Origin of the sequence: Leucobacter sp. UT-8R-CII-1-4 (assembly GCF_030010235.1) — a bacterium.
Classification (GTDB): domain Bacteria; phylum Actinomycetota; class Actinomycetes; order Actinomycetales; family Microbacteriaceae; genus Leucobacter.
Map to the genome: position 1 here is coordinate 31,359 of NZ_JASCRS010000004.1, position 13,277 is coordinate 44,635.

Genomic DNA, 13,277 nt, shown 5'->3' on the forward strand with positions numbered 1-13,277 from the left:
CCTGTCTCAAAGTTGTAGGCTTGGCGCATGACATCCGCAGCTTCCCAGGTTCGGGTGCGCCGCGCGCGCACCAGTGACGTCTCGGCAATGGTCGAGCTCATGGCGCCCCTGGTTGAGCGACGAATCTTGCTCGGTAAAGACCTCGTTGAACTCTATGGTGCAGTGCCCGAGTTCATGGTCGCGGTCGACTCGAACGATCGTGTCATCGGCTACGGTGCAGTGCACGTGATGTGGGAGAACCTAGGAGAAGTACGCACTCTTGGCGTTTCAGAAGAGTGGCTGGGTCGCGGTGTCGGTCACCTGCTGCTCGACTCGATTGAGCAGCAAGCACGCGAACTCGGCTTGACTCAGCTGTTCTGCCTGACATTTGAGGTCGACTTTTTTGAACGACATGGTTTTAGCGCTGTGTCTGAAGACACTCAGCTGGTTGCCGCCGAAGTGTATGCCGAGCTCTTACGCTCGACAGACGAAGGTGTTGCCGAGTTCCTGGACCTTGCCAGGGTAAAGCCAAATACGCTCGGGAACACGCGCATGGTGAAGCGACTCTCGTGATTCCTAGGCGGTAGCCTGGCCCTAGCGCGACCTCAACGCGCCACGAAAGGCGGTCACGTGTCTGGATGGAAAGAGCCGGTTGGTCCTGAAAAGAAGGCCGTCTACGTTCGTCGCCGTCTCATCGTGCTCGGCACCCTGCTGGCCGTAATCGTTTTTGTGGTGCTCGTGATCTGGAAACCCGGCTCCTCGGGTGGCGCAGCCTCTGCTCCAGAGGTCGAGCTACCGAAAGAAATTGTCGCCGCAGACAAAACACAAAACCCTCAGATCAAGGCTGGCGAGCTTCCAGCCTGCGCTGCTGGAGCGCTCAACGTGACGCCCCTACTCGACCGAGACAGTTATGCCGCAGGCGAGCTGCCGCTCCTGAGTCTTCGCGTAGAAAACATCGGTGACGAGAAGTGCGAAGCGCAGCTTGGCACTTCGGGTATGACGTTTACCATCACGAGCGGATCGGACGAAGTGTGGCGATCCACCGATTGCCAGGTAAACCCAGACTCTCGCACAGTGATTCTCGAGCCCAAAAAGCCGCTGGAAACCGAAGCCATCACCTGGGACCGCACGAGAAGCAGCCCCGAAAGCTGCGAGATCACTCGAGATCAGGTCGATGCTGACGGTGCGACGTACCACCTCAAGGTGAGCGCCGCAGGTGTACAGAGTTCTGGCACCTCGTCATTCTTGCTGTATTAACGAAGCCGCGCCGAGCACTCCTCATTTCGACGTGCGAGCTGGTAGTTTGTCCCTTTTCTTTGACCAAACTATTCCGGTGTCGGGATCTGCCGAGTATCTTCTGAAGTATGGAGAAAAAACGAGCATCAGAGACCGGTATTCGTGTCGAAATCAACGAGGGCGAAAACGAGGCAGTCGCGGTTGATGCGCTCGTAGACGACTTTCTTCATGGTGATATGAAGAAAGTGCTGAAAGATCTGCACGAACCAGCTGGCGAGGACGAAACAAGCGCAAAGTAGTTTGCTCTAGCTCCAGATAGCATGGAGGTACCTGCCGAGGTGCCTCCTGGCACTTTTCGGCGACGTGTCTACGCGCGCATAGGAGTGCTGCAATGAATGCCGTCTCGGGCCCCAACCCTCGAAAGCTCACGCGTGAAGAGGGTGATCAGCTCGCGCGCGCAAAAAATGCTGCGCTTTGGATTGGCCTGATTCTGCCGCTTCTCGCGGTGACGATCACGACCGTGCTGGTGATCATTTGGTTGCCGCGCCTGCCAGATCCGGCCGCTACCCACTGGAGCGGCATGGGTAAGCCCGATGGGTTCGGACCGCCGATTACTTATGTCTGGCTGAGCGTTGGCATTGGCTACGGTATGACCCTGCTGATGTGGCTAATGGTCTGGTTCACGGGACTCAAACCGAACGCGCCGATCTGGTCACCACTGCATCGTTTCATGGCGGCGTTTACTGCCGGGTTCGCGGTGTTCTTTAGCGTGAACAATGTGGCCTCTGTCGCGATGCAGCTCGACCTGTCAAGCGCGACCGAAGCGCCGGCCATTGGCGGATTGATGTTGCTGAGCTTCGCGACCTGGATTGTCGTTGGGCTGATTGCTTGGTTTGTGCAGCCGAATGTGAAGATTTCTGCAACCGCCGACGGCAGCGGAATAGAAGCTGAACCGCTTGCGAAAAATGAAAGAGTGCGCTGGACCGGTGTAACACGTCCTGGGCGGACATATTTCTGGGTGACCGGCGCAGCACTGGTGGTTGTTGCATTCAGTGCTGTACTGATGTTTATTTGGCCAACGGGAGTGGCGCCACGCGTGTTGACTATCGCCATCACCATCCTGATGCTGGTGTTCTGCACAATGTGTGCTGCGTTTCACGTTCGCATTGACGCGAACGGTTTGGAAGCGCGCTCGATTCTGGGCTGGCCCGTGTTTCGGGTTCCTGCCTCGGACATTGCTCGGGTTGAGTCTCGGCAGATCAACCCATTCGCTGAGTTTGGCGGTTGGGGCATTCGATGGATGCCGGGTCAGACCGCACTGGCCTTGCGCACCGGTGAGGGCCTGATCATCACACGCAAGAGTGGGCGCGTGTTTGCGATCACACTTGACGATTCAGAGCGCGCAGCAGCAACGCTCGCGTCGGCAATGCAGGAGGCAACACGATGAGTAAGAAAACTCCACTCGCGGCAGTGATCGTGTTCATCGCCGTTGCGTTCGGGCTCGCCTGGCTGGTCGCATTGCCGCTCTGGCTGATGGACCGGAGCCTGCCAAGTTATTCCATCCTGTACGTCATCACGGCGAGCGCCATGATGATGACCCCTGCCATCGCGATGCTGGTCGCGGTGTTTGTGATGAAAACGCCGCGCACGGAACGCGCTCGTTTCTTGGGGCTTTGGCCGCTGCGGCCAGCAAAACGTGTGGTGTGGTTTATGGTGGCTGCGATCTTCGCACCAACCCTGCTCGCCCTATTCAGCCTGATGATCGCGGCGATGTTCGGCTGGGTGAAACTTGACCCGGTGCACTTCTCTGGATTCCAAGAGCTTTTGAACACGCAGCTTGCTGCACTCGACGAAAGCACTGCCGAACTGGCACGCTCCTCAATGCCGCCGGTCGGACTGCTTGTGGCGATGCAATTTCTGATGATCCCGTTCGGTGCGCTCTTCAACTCGATCTTGGCGTTTGGTGAAGAAATCGGTTGGCGCGGCTGGCTACAGCCAGCGCTCCGCCCTCTCGGGGTGTGGCCCTCGCTAATTGCTACCGGCGTGATCTGGGGGTTGTGGCACACCCCACTCATCCTGCTTGGGCACAACTTTCAACGCTATGACTGGACAGGTGTAGCGCTTATGGTCGGCGGCTGCGTCGCCTGGGGAATGTTCTTTGGCTGGTTGCGATTGCGCAGCGGATCGGTCTGGCCTGCGGTCATTGCACACGGATCTCTCAATGCTTCGGCCGGCATCGTCACAGTATTGGTGGCGGCCGGCGCAGATATTGACCCGATACTGACCAACCCACTCGGACCCTCGGGCTGGATTGCCCTGGGCCTCTTAGTGTTGGTGCTCGCGCTGCTCGGTCAGTTCAAGAAAGAACCCGAGCTGGCGCGGAAGATCGTGCCTACGATCCAAACCCAGTAGACGCAGTAAACCCCGCCTGCTGAGACAAGCCAAGCAGGCGGGGCCGGGTGAATGCAGTCGGCTGAGTAGTTGTGGCCGGGCTAGACGACGACCGCGCGATCAAATGCATCAATGCTGATGCCCTGAGCCAGCACAAGCTTGCACCACTCGCGCGCCGAGTGCAGCGAATGATCACGGTAATTGCCGCAGCTCACCGCATCGGTTCCCGGGACATCTGCCCAGGTGATTCGCTCCGCGATGTCTGCAAGCGATTCCTTGATCGCAGTTGCGACCTCGAGGGGAGTGGCCTCGCCCCAAAGAATCAAGTGAAATCCGGTGCGGCAACCAAACGGAGAGATATCAATTACGCCGTCGAGTCTGGTGCGCAAAAGCCCGGCAATCGTGTGCTCAATAGTGTGCAGGCCTGCGGTAGGGATTTCTCCCTTGTTCGGTTGCACCAAACGAATGTCGTAATTCGTGATGGCATCGCCCTTCGGGCCGTGCTCCACCGCGATTTTGCGCACGTACGGTGCCCGCACCTTTGTGTGGTCGAGTTGAAAACTCTCAACCTCAGCAAGTTCAACGTCGCCCATTGCTGAATCCTTCGTCTCGCCGGGCGCGGTCGTGCACACGAAGCCGATGCCCTTGTTGGTCAGTGTTGCCCCAACGCTACGCGATCCAACGCGCGAATCGAAGGAAAGTTACGCAGCGGTGCGAGTCAGCGAAATATTTGCGGTTGCGCTGCTGCTGCCACCGCGCTCGATGCGCACGTCCCAGCCGCGATTCGACAGGGTGTCGAGATCTTGGCTTGCGCCAGCGAGCGAGTCAGTCTCGACCAGGTAGAGGGTGCGGCCTGCCGAGCGGTAGACGCTGCGGTGCTGTGCCCAGCCTGGAATGCGTGGCGATCCGTCGCCGAGCTCGTGGTACGGGGTGCGAAGTGTAGTGATGTTGTTTGTCATGATGGTCCTTTCGAGGCGCAGTGTGCGCCGAATGTCACGACCTGTGTATTGAGGTCGATTCTGGATCGTCAATGCATCGGGCGAGTGAATGCCGGGTTACGATCCGACTCGTCCCAGTGAAACTTCGGGAGAGCCATTGTGACGAATGTCACGGCTGACTGTGTTGTCAGTGAGCAGGTGCTGATTGGAGTAGCTGGTATGCGTCCCTCGATGGACGACGCGCCAAAATCGCACGCTCAACCGTTCATCGTACAGGAATGTTTTCGAAATTGCTAGGATGAATTGTTCTGGCCACCCTCTTCGGCTGGAAATTTCTAGATTTCAGAGGGCACGTTCTGATGCCAACTGTCAATGCTCGTGTCTCAGGAGGTGCCGGGTGACCGGATCAACGCTGCTCGTATTTGCTCACGCTGATGAAGCGGAATGCTTCATTGAAGCAGGGGTGCCGCATCTCATTACCGGCGTGGGCAAAATCAACGCCACTCTGAACCTGACTCAGGCAATTCTTGAAGCAGGACCCGAAAACCTTGAACGCGTAGTAGTGCTCGGCACCGCAGGCGCAATCAGCGATGAGGCGCGCCTCGATACGGTCTACCAGGTTGACGCGGTAGTGCAGCACGACTACTCGCTGCCTTCGCCGAAGGTGATGCCTGCCGGGGCGATTATTGCGCCGAATACTGCCGCTATCGCTACCGGCGACGTTTTTGTGCAGAACGATTCGCAACGCGAAAACATTGCGGCGCTCGGCGCAAGCATCGTTGACATGGAGAGCTACGCCTATGCCGTAGTTTGTGAAAAGCTGCGGGTGCCGTTGCAACTGTTCAAGGTGCCTTCTGACTTTGCCGACAGCTCAACTACTCAAGATGAGTGGGATGGCGTCGTGCTTTCAAAGAGCCGTCAGCTGTATGAATTTGTGGCGGAATTTATGCCTGAACTGTTACCGTGAGGCATGTCACAGATTCACGCGACCGGCACACACGACGCCCACTATCGCGCTGAGCGCGCGACCATCACCGCCTCAGTTTCGGTGGCCTCGAAAGATCGCGGCCGCAGCATCACAGACGCCACAACGCTGCACAACTCGATCGCGCAGCGCGCCCAGCAGTTGCGAGACGCGGGCGACGCAACCTGGCATGCTGCCGATGCGCCAAGCACATGGGCTCGTAAGAGTTACGCAGAAGGTGCCGGACAGCAGGTTGTGATTGAACACGTCACTTCAAGCCGGGTCAGAATAAAGCTCTCAAACCTCGACCAGGTAGGGCCGCTGGTTGAAGAACTCTCAGTAGCTGGCGCAGAGACCAGCGTGCACTGGTCTCTGACCGAGGCCTCGCGAAGACTCTGCGAGCGGCAAGCCAGACGTGCCGCCGTTGGTACCGCACGCGAGATCGCCGAAGACTACGCCGAGGCGCTAGGCGAACAGATTGTTCGAGTGGTGAGCATCTCAGATGTGCTCGCGGCTGGTTTCGGTGGCCCACAGCCTCGCTTTGCGATGGCGGCAAGCTACGGCGGAGAATCTGCCGAAGTGAGCGTCGCCGAAATTACCGTGAGTGCGACCGTGCAGGGTGTGTTCGAGAGCGCTTAGTCTCTAGGTTGCTTGGCTCGAGTGGCCTGTACCTATTCGGCGTAGAAGTCCCCAAATAGGCTCGACCGGCGATGATGCGAAAGCAACAGACTTGTCTCGGTTAAGTCGACAAGGGGGATCGAGCTAATCGGATCAATCACGTTCTCTTGCAAACTATCTGAGTCCTGTGCGTATGCGTGCACGATGAGGTGGAATGAGCCAGTTGTTTTCATAACTGACGTTATGTAGGGAATCTTCATCATGTCGAGCAAGGTGTTTTGAATCGCCTCGGGGCTTTGCACGCTCAGCCTGATGGAGACTGTTGCCTGAAGATTTAGGCCGAGTGCCTTTCGATTGATTCGGGTGTGAAACCCCTCAATCACATTCGATTTCAGCATCGAATTCACTCGATTCAGCGTGGTCGATGGGGCCGTATGAGTCGCGGATGCCAATTGCGCATTGTTGATCCTGGCTGAGTCCGCAAGAAGTATAAGAAGTTCATACTCCGCCTCAGTCAGCGCCTTTGAATCGAGAAGATAGTTTCGCAGATTGTTCACGAAGCTAATGATTTCACCAGTATTATCCAAAATCTAGATCATTTTATGAATAATCAGCAACGTCAGATTGTTGTAGTGGAGTCTCGTGCGAGTTTTGGGGAAGAATTATGCAGATCCTGCAAATCTCCCAGGATATTGAACGGAAGGTAGAACCCCGATGCACGGTACACACCGAAAGCGCTACCGCACGCCCCTCACAATCTCGCTAATTGCCGCTGCAGCATTGACGCTCAGCGCATGCGCAGCAAATCCAGCAGCGACGCCGGGTGATGACGGCGATGCAACACTGCCAAGCTCCATTGCTGAATCAGGCGTATTGAAGGTCGGTACAGAGCCACTTGTCGGCATGCCATGGACTGCGCTTGAAGACAACACAAACGCGAATATCGGTATCGACCCCGATATTGCGCGGGCTCTGGGCGAAGAACTCGGACTCGAAGTGGAGTTCGTGAACCTGAGCTTCGACAGCCTGATCCCCAGCCTCGAAGCCGGGCGAATCGACATCATCATGTCGGACATGCTCGATACCGAAGAACGGCAAGGCGCAATCGACTTCGTTGATTACGTAATAGGTGGAGACGGTCTGATGGTCTCTGCCAGCTCCAAGCTGAACCCTGCATCGACCGATGAGCTCTGCGGAACAACTGTCGGTGTGCTGCGAGGCGCTGCCGCGCACATCACGATCGAGGAAGTGAAATGTGACAGTTCAGAGCCGATCGATCTGCAAGTTTTTCCTGACGTGAACGCTCTGGTTACGGCCCTCGATAGTGCTCGAATCGAAGTCGCTTCGGGCGATCCATCGACTTGGGGTTATATGGCCCTCCAAGAGCCTGAGAAATACCGCGCTGTAGGTCAAGTATTCAACTCAGGACCCCTCGGCATCGGCGTAGCCAAGGACTCGCCAATGTCAGCGGTAATTAGTGAAGCGTTGAACGGGCTGATTGAGAGCGGTAAATACCAAGAAATTCTGACTAGCTACGGTATGGGTGAGTCGAGCTTCATGGCTGAAGCGGCAGTGAACATGGGTCAATCGTGAGCCACACAAAACTTCCGTCCGGCGTGATCAAGGAAGATTCGCCGGGCGGGACTCCCGCCCTTGCGAGTCTGACGATTCACGCCTCTCGCCGACCAGGATTTTGGATTGCTGGCAGTCTCTGCCTAGCGCTGGTTCTGCTCATCGGTTACACACTTATTACGAATGACCGATTCCGCTGGAATGTGGTGTTTTCATTCCTGTTCGATCCGCGAATTCTCGCCGGTCTTGGACTCACGCTCATGCTCACCTTTGTGTGCATGATCATTGCATTCTTGCTAGGCACATTGCTGGCTGTGATGGACTCCTCACACAACCCCTTCGTGCGCGGCATCGCGCAGACATATCTGTGGGTGTTTCGTGGCACTCCAGTGCTCGTGCAACTCCTATTGTGGTTTAACCTTGGCGCGCTCTTTCCTGTGATCGGTGTTCCGGGCACCGTTTTTGCGTGGTCCGCGAACGACCTGATTTCGCCGCTTAGCGCAGCTATCTTGGGTCTCGCCCTCAACGAAGCTGCCTACATGGCAGAAATCATTCGATCGGGGTTGAACTCGGTCGATGCCGGGCAACGCGAGGCTGCCCAAGCGCTTGGTATGAAGAGCACGCTGTCATTTCGACGGGTCGTATTGCCGCAAGCAATGCGCGTGATCGTGCCGCCTGCCGGAAACGAAGCAATCTCGATGCTGAAGTACACGTCTCTCGTTTCTGTCATTGCACTGCCAGAACTGCTCTACTCGGCTCAGCTCATTGCCTCAAAGAACTTTCAAATTATTCCGATGCTTCTGGTTGCAACCATTTGGTATCTGGCTACCACGAGCGTGCTGAGCGTGATCCAGCGGCGTATTGAGGTGCGTCTCTCGCGAGGTGTCGCGCGAACCGCGGTGCAGTCGAAGGCGAAAGGAAAGCGCACATGAGTGGTACTCCAATTATTGAGGCACACGAAATTCGCAAAACTTTTGGGCACAACGAGGTGCTGAAGGGCATCAACTTTGAGCTCAAAGCAGGCGAAGTGGTGTGCATTATCGGGCCGTCAGGTTCGGGGAAGAGCACCTTCTTGCGCTGCCTAAACCACTTAGAGCAGCCAACGAGCGGTCTTGTCCGAGTGGGCGATGAAGTAATGGGATACGCACTGCGTGGTTCCGAGTTGCACGCGATCCCGGAGCGCAAGATCGCCGGTCAGCGCACCAAAGTCGGCATGGTGTTTCAGAAGTTTCACCTCTTCGGTCACATGACGGTCGAAGAAAACATTATCGAAGCGCCGGTTCGCGTTGAGGGAGTATCAAAGGCCGAAGCGATCACCCGAAGCAACGAGTTGCTTGAGCGAGTAGGGCTGCATGACAGAAAAGATGCATACCCCGCACAGCTCTCGGGAGGACAGCAACAACGAGTCGCGATCGCGCGAGCACTCGCAATGCGGCCCGACGTGATGCTTTTTGACGAGCCCACCTCGGCACTCGACCCCGAACTGGTCGGCGAAGTGCTTGCGGTGATGCAAGACCTGGCCGAGCACAGCGGCATGTCAATGGTCGTGGTGACTCACGAAATTGGTTTTGCACGCGAGGTAGGTAGCCGCGTGGTCTTCATGGATGACGGCTGCATCGTGGAAGAGGGCACAAGTGCACAGGTGCTAAGCAACCCACAGCACGAAAGAACGAAGGCGTTTTTGTCACGCATCTTGTGAGTTTGTCTAACAAACAGCCACACATTTTCTGATCCAGCTATAAGCCCAATCAATAAGGGCGCTATTTGGTGTACCCAAAATGCGCACCTCGACACGAAAAGAACGGAAGTAAGACATGAAGTTCGAAGAAAAAGACCTCCGATTTATGGGAAGTCCAAAGCAAGAAGACACGAGCAAAGTCGACACTCCCTTTGCTTTTGTTGGCATTCCCTATGGGGTGCCCTACCACGCCGTCGATCTTGTTGCCTGTGCTGGTGCGGCCGACGCGGTGCGCCAGGTCACCTACGACATGGGCATCGCATTCAACTGGGACCACATGAACTTCGACACCGGCAAAGCAATATTTGCAGACGGTGTGCCGACTGTCACCGATTGCGGCGACGTGCAGACCGATTTCCGAAACTCCGAGCAAATCTGGGATGACGGGATGGACAAGATTCGCCCTCTGGTGCGTGCTGGAGTGGTGCCTCTTGTTGTTGGCGGCCTTGACTCTATTCCGCCGATTGTGGTTGGTGCCTTCGAAGGCGAAGGTAAAACCTACAACATTCTGCACATTGATGCGCATCTGGACTTTCGTGAGGAACGCTACGGGGTGCCACGCGGATTCTCGAGTCCAATCAGGCGGATACGTGAGTTTAGCTGCGTGAACGAAGTCGTGCAGATCGGTCTGCGTTCGATGGGAAGCGCAAGGGTCAGTGACGTCGAGGAAGCCCGCGCAGCGGGCAACCGATTGGTGACGGCATGGGAACTGCACGAACAAGGCGCCACAGCCTTCCTCGACACACTTTCAAGTGATCTCCCGTGGATCATTACGATCGATTGTGACGGACTCGATCCCGCGATTGCTCCTGGAGTGGGCTGGCCAGAGCCAGGCGGGATTACTTTCATGGAAATCGGCACAATCGTGCGAGGCCTCGCAAAGCGCAACTCTGTGGCAGGGATGATCTTCACGGAGTTTCAGCCTGCACTTGACGAACGCGGGATTACTGCGAAAACTATTGCGCGCTTGATGATGAATGTCATCGGAATTCAGGACAACTAGCACGCAAACAGATCGCGACACGCGGAAGCGGCCGGTTTTGCGGGCTTGATTAGTAATTCAAAGCCAAATCCCGTAAGCTTTTGGGCGGTGACGTGTCCGAGCGGCCGAAGGTGCAACACTCGAAATGTTGTGTAGGTAACCCCTACCGTGGGTTCAAATCCCACCGTCACCGCCAGTAAGAACCCCCGAGAATCCTTGAGAAATCAATGGAGTCCGGGGGTTCTTTTTGTGTGTGAGTAAAGGTGGATCAGCATTGCGCTCATGTCTTGCCCACATTTTTCGGAAACTCACCGCTTAGACGAGGTTTTCTCGCAGCCAGCCTTCGCCGACGACGGGGATCCCATACTTCCTGGCTTGCTGTGCCTTTCCCGAGCCAGAATCTGGGTCTGCTGACACCAGAACTTTGGTCTTTTTCGTGATTCGAGGGTGCGGCACAAAACCAGCAGCGATGAGCAACAACTCCCATTCAGTGCGTTCAATCTGCATGTCGCCGGTAAGAACTATGTGGTCTCCCGGATCGAGCTTGAACTCTGTGGGTGCCCATTGTGTGGGTTGCGAATCAGAGCTGAATCGCTCGCTGTTCCAATCATCAGCCGGGATCGCGAGCGACTCTGAGACGGCGATTAGCTCGCCGAGTTCCTCTTGCGTGAGCACCCCGTCGGCCCAGGCCCGCTGCTGTAGCGCATCAAAGTACTTGCGGTTAAGCAAGTCGGCTTCGGTGCGTGAAATACCGAGTTCACCTGCAACAGCAATGAGTTCGGCCTGCTCGCTCGCAGAGATTGACCTGTCGATGAGCACGCGATCCAGCGCATCTAAATAAGCAACTTCGGCGCCTTCTACTTTCACCTCAAGCGGTGGATCCGAAATTCTTTCGAGGAAGTGTTGCGGCTCGCTGAATGATTCGCCTCGAGCTTTCCAGGCAACACCACGTGTTGTGGGCGAGGGCAGTGGGAACCCGCGACCCATCTGACCCACCTCGGCCCAATACGCGGCCCACTCACTCATCGTTCGCGTTGCGTCCATATAGGCGCTGAGCAGTTGGCCGGTTGCGAGTGAATCTGCTCCGGCTGTGTGTGCATTGACGAGGTCGACTCCGAAGTGTGCACAGCATGAATCGAGCGCCCCGCGCCCGGGTACTCCAAAACTCTGAGAGAGTTTCATGGTGCAGATATGCGGAAGGCTGTCGCCAAAATAGAGCCCTGAGCGGGAGAACTCAGCGATTAGGAATCGAAGATCGAACGAGGCGTTGTGCGCGACAAATGTGCGGTCGCGGAGGAGCGCCAGTAAATCCGGAGCGATATCTTCGAAAAGAGGTGCATCGATCAAGTCTGCGCCCCGAATGCCATGAATGTGCTGTGGCCCTAAGTCGCGCTGGGGATTAACGAGTGTTTCCCAATGCCCTGAAATTGACCCGTCATCTTCTACGTGAGTGACTCCGATTTCTATGACTCGGTGATTGTGTGACGGCAAAATACCGGTGGTCTCGAAATCAAGAACGGCGAACGACATACCTGGCTCTCCTTTGCAGCGACAGACATTCAAGACTCTAGTCTCAATCCGCAGGGGGTGGCGCGAGCGTGGCGCGGGCCGGGAGTTAGCGGGTGAGCGCTGCGGCGGCACCTGCGATGGCGCGCTCGATGTTCTCGGGCGAAGTCGCGAAGTTGAAACGAATGTGGTGCGCAAATTGGGTGCCGCAGGCGCCGCCGGGCACTGTGGCGACACCGGCACGCTGCAGCAGGAACTCTGCGGGTGACACGTCGAGTTCGTAGTCGGCGAAGTTGATCCATGCGAGATATGTGGCCTGCGGCTCACGGTACTGCGCCAGCGGAAGTGATTCGTTGAGTTGCGCCGTGAGTAGCTTGCGATTCGAGTCGAAGCGCAGAATCAGCTCATCAAGCCAGGCCAGTCCCTCATCGCTGTACGCCGATGCGATCCCAATCGCGCCGAGTGGGCTGCCGCTGCGCACCGGGTGCCGATCCAGGCGATCCCAATGCCCGCGCAACTGATCATTTGGAATGATTGCGTGTGCTGCCTTCAACCCCGGAAGGTTCCAGCCCTTTGAGGGTGAGATTGCCGTGATCGAGCGCTGTGCCGCCTCTGGCGAAATGGAGGCAAAAGGTATGTGCGTTGATCCAGCGTAGACAAGCGGGGCGTGAATCTCGTCGACAAATAGGTACGCGTCATGACGTTCGGCGAGCTCCGCGAGCTGCGTGAGTGTTTCGCGATCGAGTACTTCGCCGGTTGGGTTGTGTGGGTTGCATAGCAACACGATGGAGCCGGGGACGCGCAATGAATCTGCCAGAAGTTCAAGGTCGAAGCCATTTGGCATTGGTACCGAGACGACTTCGCGGTTCATACTTTCGCAGACACCCGGGAAGGGCGAGTACCAGGGGCTCGGAATGATGACGGGTGTGTGCTGGGGGAAAATCTCAAGTGCGATGTGCAGGGCTGAGAGCACGTCGGGTGTTGCCCGCACCCAGCTGGTTGGAAACGTCCAGCCGAATCGTGTGCGGTACAACTCGCTGCAGGCCTCGCTGGCGAGTTCGGCGAGGTTGTCGGGTAGGTAGCTGAGGAGGTCTTCTTGCACGGCGCGGGCAAGGCGCTCTTTGATGAATGTTGCTGTGCCGAAGTCGCTTTCGGCGATGCCGGCCCCGATTGCGCCCTGCTGCTCGGCCCATTTGCGGCCGTGGGGGAGCGCCTGGTCTGCTCGCAATCGCGAGAAAAACTCATCGGTACGGTTCGACATTTGCCCTCTGCTGTGAATTACGACGGAATACGGTCTAGCTTGAGCATGCATCAGCGTTTGCATAAGTTCAATAGGCAAAAAACTTGCTAGGT

16 protein-coding genes and 1 tRNA gene are annotated in these 13,277 nt (G+C 56.7%); 12 read left to right on the top strand and 5 right to left on the bottom strand.

The genetic code is table 11. The features are described from left to right. Positions 1-27 precede the first annotated feature (27 nt). From QBL02_RS09825 to QBL02_RS09845, 5 genes are all read left to right on the top strand, one after another. Positions 28-552 (top strand): amino-acid N-acetyltransferase, encoded by a 525-nt coding sequence (locus QBL02_RS09825; RefSeq protein WP_282726251.1) that lies wholly within the window; start codon positions 28-30, stop codon positions 550-552. 57 nt (positions 553-609) lie between these two features. After that, on the top strand, positions 610-1,236 hold the full coding sequence (locus QBL02_RS09830) for a hypothetical protein (protein ID WP_282726252.1): 627 nt from the start codon (positions 610-612) through the stop codon (positions 1,234-1,236). Positions 1,237-1,343: 107 nt separating this feature from the next. Then, the gene (locus QBL02_RS09835) at positions 1,344-1,514 is read left to right on the top strand and encodes a hypothetical protein (protein WP_282726253.1); all 171 of its coding nucleotides are present in this window, start codon (positions 1,344-1,346) and stop codon (positions 1,512-1,514) included. A 92-nt stretch (positions 1,515-1,606) separates the two neighbouring features. Further along, positions 1,607-2,662: a DUF1648 domain-containing protein gene (locus QBL02_RS09840; RefSeq protein WP_282726254.1), complete on the top strand. Its 1,056-nt coding sequence runs from the start codon at positions 1,607-1,609 to the stop codon at positions 2,660-2,662. Continuing rightward, positions 2,659-3,627 (top strand): CPBP family intramembrane glutamic endopeptidase, encoded by a 969-nt coding sequence (locus QBL02_RS09845; RefSeq protein ID WP_282726255.1) that lies wholly within the window; start codon positions 2,659-2,661, stop codon positions 3,625-3,627. The genes QBL02_RS09840 and QBL02_RS09845 overlap by 4 nt, the downstream gene beginning before the upstream one ends. Before the next feature lie 80 nt (positions 3,628-3,707). Here QBL02_RS09845 and QBL02_RS09850 read toward each other — a convergent pair whose 3' ends face one another. Both QBL02_RS09850 and QBL02_RS09855 read right to left on the bottom strand, forming a co-directional pair. Continuing rightward, positions 3,708-4,199 carry an S-ribosylhomocysteine lyase gene (locus QBL02_RS09850; protein WP_282726256.1) on the bottom strand — a complete coding sequence of 164 codons (492 nt, stop codon included), beginning with the start codon at positions 4,197-4,199 and terminating at the stop codon, positions 3,708-3,710. Positions 4,200-4,307: 108 nt separating this feature from the next. Further along, positions 4,308-4,565 (bottom strand): hypothetical protein, encoded by a 258-nt coding sequence (locus tag QBL02_RS09855; protein ID WP_282726257.1) that lies wholly within the window; start codon positions 4,563-4,565, stop codon positions 4,308-4,310. 376 nt (positions 4,566-4,941) lie between these two features. On the opposite strand from QBL02_RS09855, the gene QBL02_RS09860 reads away from it, so the two are divergent. Next, on the top strand, positions 4,942-5,511 hold the full coding sequence (locus tag QBL02_RS09860) for a purine-nucleoside phosphorylase (RefSeq protein ID WP_282726258.1): 570 nt from the start codon (positions 4,942-4,944) through the stop codon (positions 5,509-5,511). Positions 5,512-5,514: 3 nt separating this feature from the next. Continuing rightward, positions 5,515-6,147 (top strand): SIMPL domain-containing protein, encoded by a 633-nt coding sequence (locus QBL02_RS09865; RefSeq protein ID WP_282726259.1) that lies wholly within the window; start codon positions 5,515-5,517, stop codon positions 6,145-6,147. A 32-nt stretch (positions 6,148-6,179) separates the two neighbouring features. Here QBL02_RS09865 and QBL02_RS09870 read toward each other — a convergent pair whose 3' ends face one another. Then, a complete protein-coding gene (locus QBL02_RS09870) occupies positions 6,180-6,683 on the bottom strand; it encodes an Lrp/AsnC family transcriptional regulator (RefSeq protein ID WP_282726260.1) in 504 nt (167 codons plus the stop codon). A 157-nt stretch (positions 6,684-6,840) separates the two neighbouring features. Here QBL02_RS09870 and QBL02_RS09875 point away from each other — a divergent pair, with 157 nt between their 5' ends. The 5 genes from QBL02_RS09875 to QBL02_RS09895 all read left to right on the top strand — a co-directional run bounded on the left by QBL02_RS09875 (position 6,841) and on the right by QBL02_RS09895 (position 10,614). Then, positions 6,841-7,719, top strand: coding sequence for an ABC transporter substrate-binding protein (locus tag QBL02_RS09875; protein ID WP_282726261.1), 879 nt, complete (start codon positions 6,841-6,843; stop codon positions 7,717-7,719). Beyond that, the gene (locus QBL02_RS09880; RefSeq protein ID WP_282726262.1) at positions 7,716-8,630 is read left to right on the top strand and encodes an amino acid ABC transporter permease; all 915 of its coding nucleotides are present in this window, start codon (positions 7,716-7,718) and stop codon (positions 8,628-8,630) included. The genes QBL02_RS09875 and QBL02_RS09880 overlap by 4 nt, the downstream gene beginning before the upstream one ends. After that, the gene (locus tag QBL02_RS09885) at positions 8,627-9,397 is read left to right on the top strand and encodes an amino acid ABC transporter ATP-binding protein (RefSeq protein ID WP_282726263.1); all 771 of its coding nucleotides are present in this window, start codon (positions 8,627-8,629) and stop codon (positions 9,395-9,397) included. The genes QBL02_RS09880 and QBL02_RS09885 overlap by 4 nt, the downstream gene beginning before the upstream one ends. Positions 9,398-9,512: 115 nt before the next feature. Further along, a complete protein-coding gene (locus QBL02_RS09890) occupies positions 9,513-10,439 on the top strand; it encodes an arginase family protein (protein WP_282726264.1) in 927 nt (308 codons plus the stop codon). 86 nt (positions 10,440-10,525) lie between these two features. Then, positions 10,526-10,614 (top strand) — tRNA-Ser (locus tag QBL02_RS09895). 119 nt (positions 10,615-10,733) lie between these two features. Here the strand turns inward: QBL02_RS09895 and QBL02_RS09900 are convergent. Both QBL02_RS09900 and QBL02_RS09905 read right to left on the bottom strand, forming a co-directional pair. Further along, positions 10,734-11,948, bottom strand: a complete 1,215-nt coding sequence (locus QBL02_RS09900; RefSeq protein WP_282726265.1) for an exonuclease domain-containing protein — start codon at positions 11,946-11,948, stop codon at positions 10,734-10,736. An 85-nt stretch (positions 11,949-12,033) separates the two neighbouring features. Further along, positions 12,034-13,185 (bottom strand): aminotransferase class I/II-fold pyridoxal phosphate-dependent enzyme, encoded by a 1,152-nt coding sequence (locus QBL02_RS09905; protein ID WP_282726266.1) that lies wholly within the window; start codon positions 13,183-13,185, stop codon positions 12,034-12,036. Between the last annotated feature and the right edge of the window lie 92 nt (positions 13,186-13,277).

What these genes read in the sequence shown, in the direction of transcription:
- QBL02_RS09850 (WP_282726256.1), bottom strand. Translation starts at nt 4,199, where the DNA reads ATGGGCGACGTTGAACTTGCTGAGGTTGAGAGTTTTCAACTCGACCAC.
- QBL02_RS09865 (WP_282726259.1), top strand. Translation starts at nt 5,515, where the DNA reads ATGTCACAGATTCACGCGACCGGCACACACGACGCCCACTATCGCGCT.
- QBL02_RS09885 (WP_282726263.1), top strand. Translation starts at nt 8,627, where the DNA reads ATGAGTGGTACTCCAATTATTGAGGCACACGAAATTCGCAAAACTTTT.
- QBL02_RS09875 (WP_282726261.1), top strand. Translation starts at nt 6,841, where the DNA reads ATGCACGGTACACACCGAAAGCGCTACCGCACGCCCCTCACAATCTCG.
- QBL02_RS09900 (WP_282726265.1), bottom strand. Translation starts at nt 11,948, where the DNA reads ATGTCGTTCGCCGTTCTTGATTTCGAGACCACCGGTATTTTGCCGTCA.
- QBL02_RS09905 (WP_282726266.1), bottom strand. Translation starts at nt 13,185, where the DNA reads ATGTCGAACCGTACCGATGAGTTTTTCTCGCGATTGCGAGCAGACCAG.
- QBL02_RS09855 (WP_282726257.1), bottom strand. Translation starts at nt 4,565, where the DNA reads ATGACAAACAACATCACTACACTTCGCACCCCGTACCACGAGCTCGGC.
- QBL02_RS09845 (WP_282726255.1), top strand. Translation starts at nt 2,659, where the DNA reads ATGAGTAAGAAAACTCCACTCGCGGCAGTGATCGTGTTCATCGCCGTT.
- QBL02_RS09825 (WP_282726251.1), top strand. Translation starts at nt 28, where the DNA reads ATGACATCCGCAGCTTCCCAGGTTCGGGTGCGCCGCGCGCGCACCAGT.
- QBL02_RS09840 (WP_282726254.1), top strand. Translation starts at nt 1,607, where the DNA reads ATGAATGCCGTCTCGGGCCCCAACCCTCGAAAGCTCACGCGTGAAGAG.
- QBL02_RS09835 (WP_282726253.1), top strand. Translation starts at nt 1,344, where the DNA reads ATGGAGAAAAAACGAGCATCAGAGACCGGTATTCGTGTCGAAATCAAC.
- QBL02_RS09890 (WP_282726264.1), top strand. Translation starts at nt 9,513, where the DNA reads ATGAAGTTCGAAGAAAAAGACCTCCGATTTATGGGAAGTCCAAAGCAA.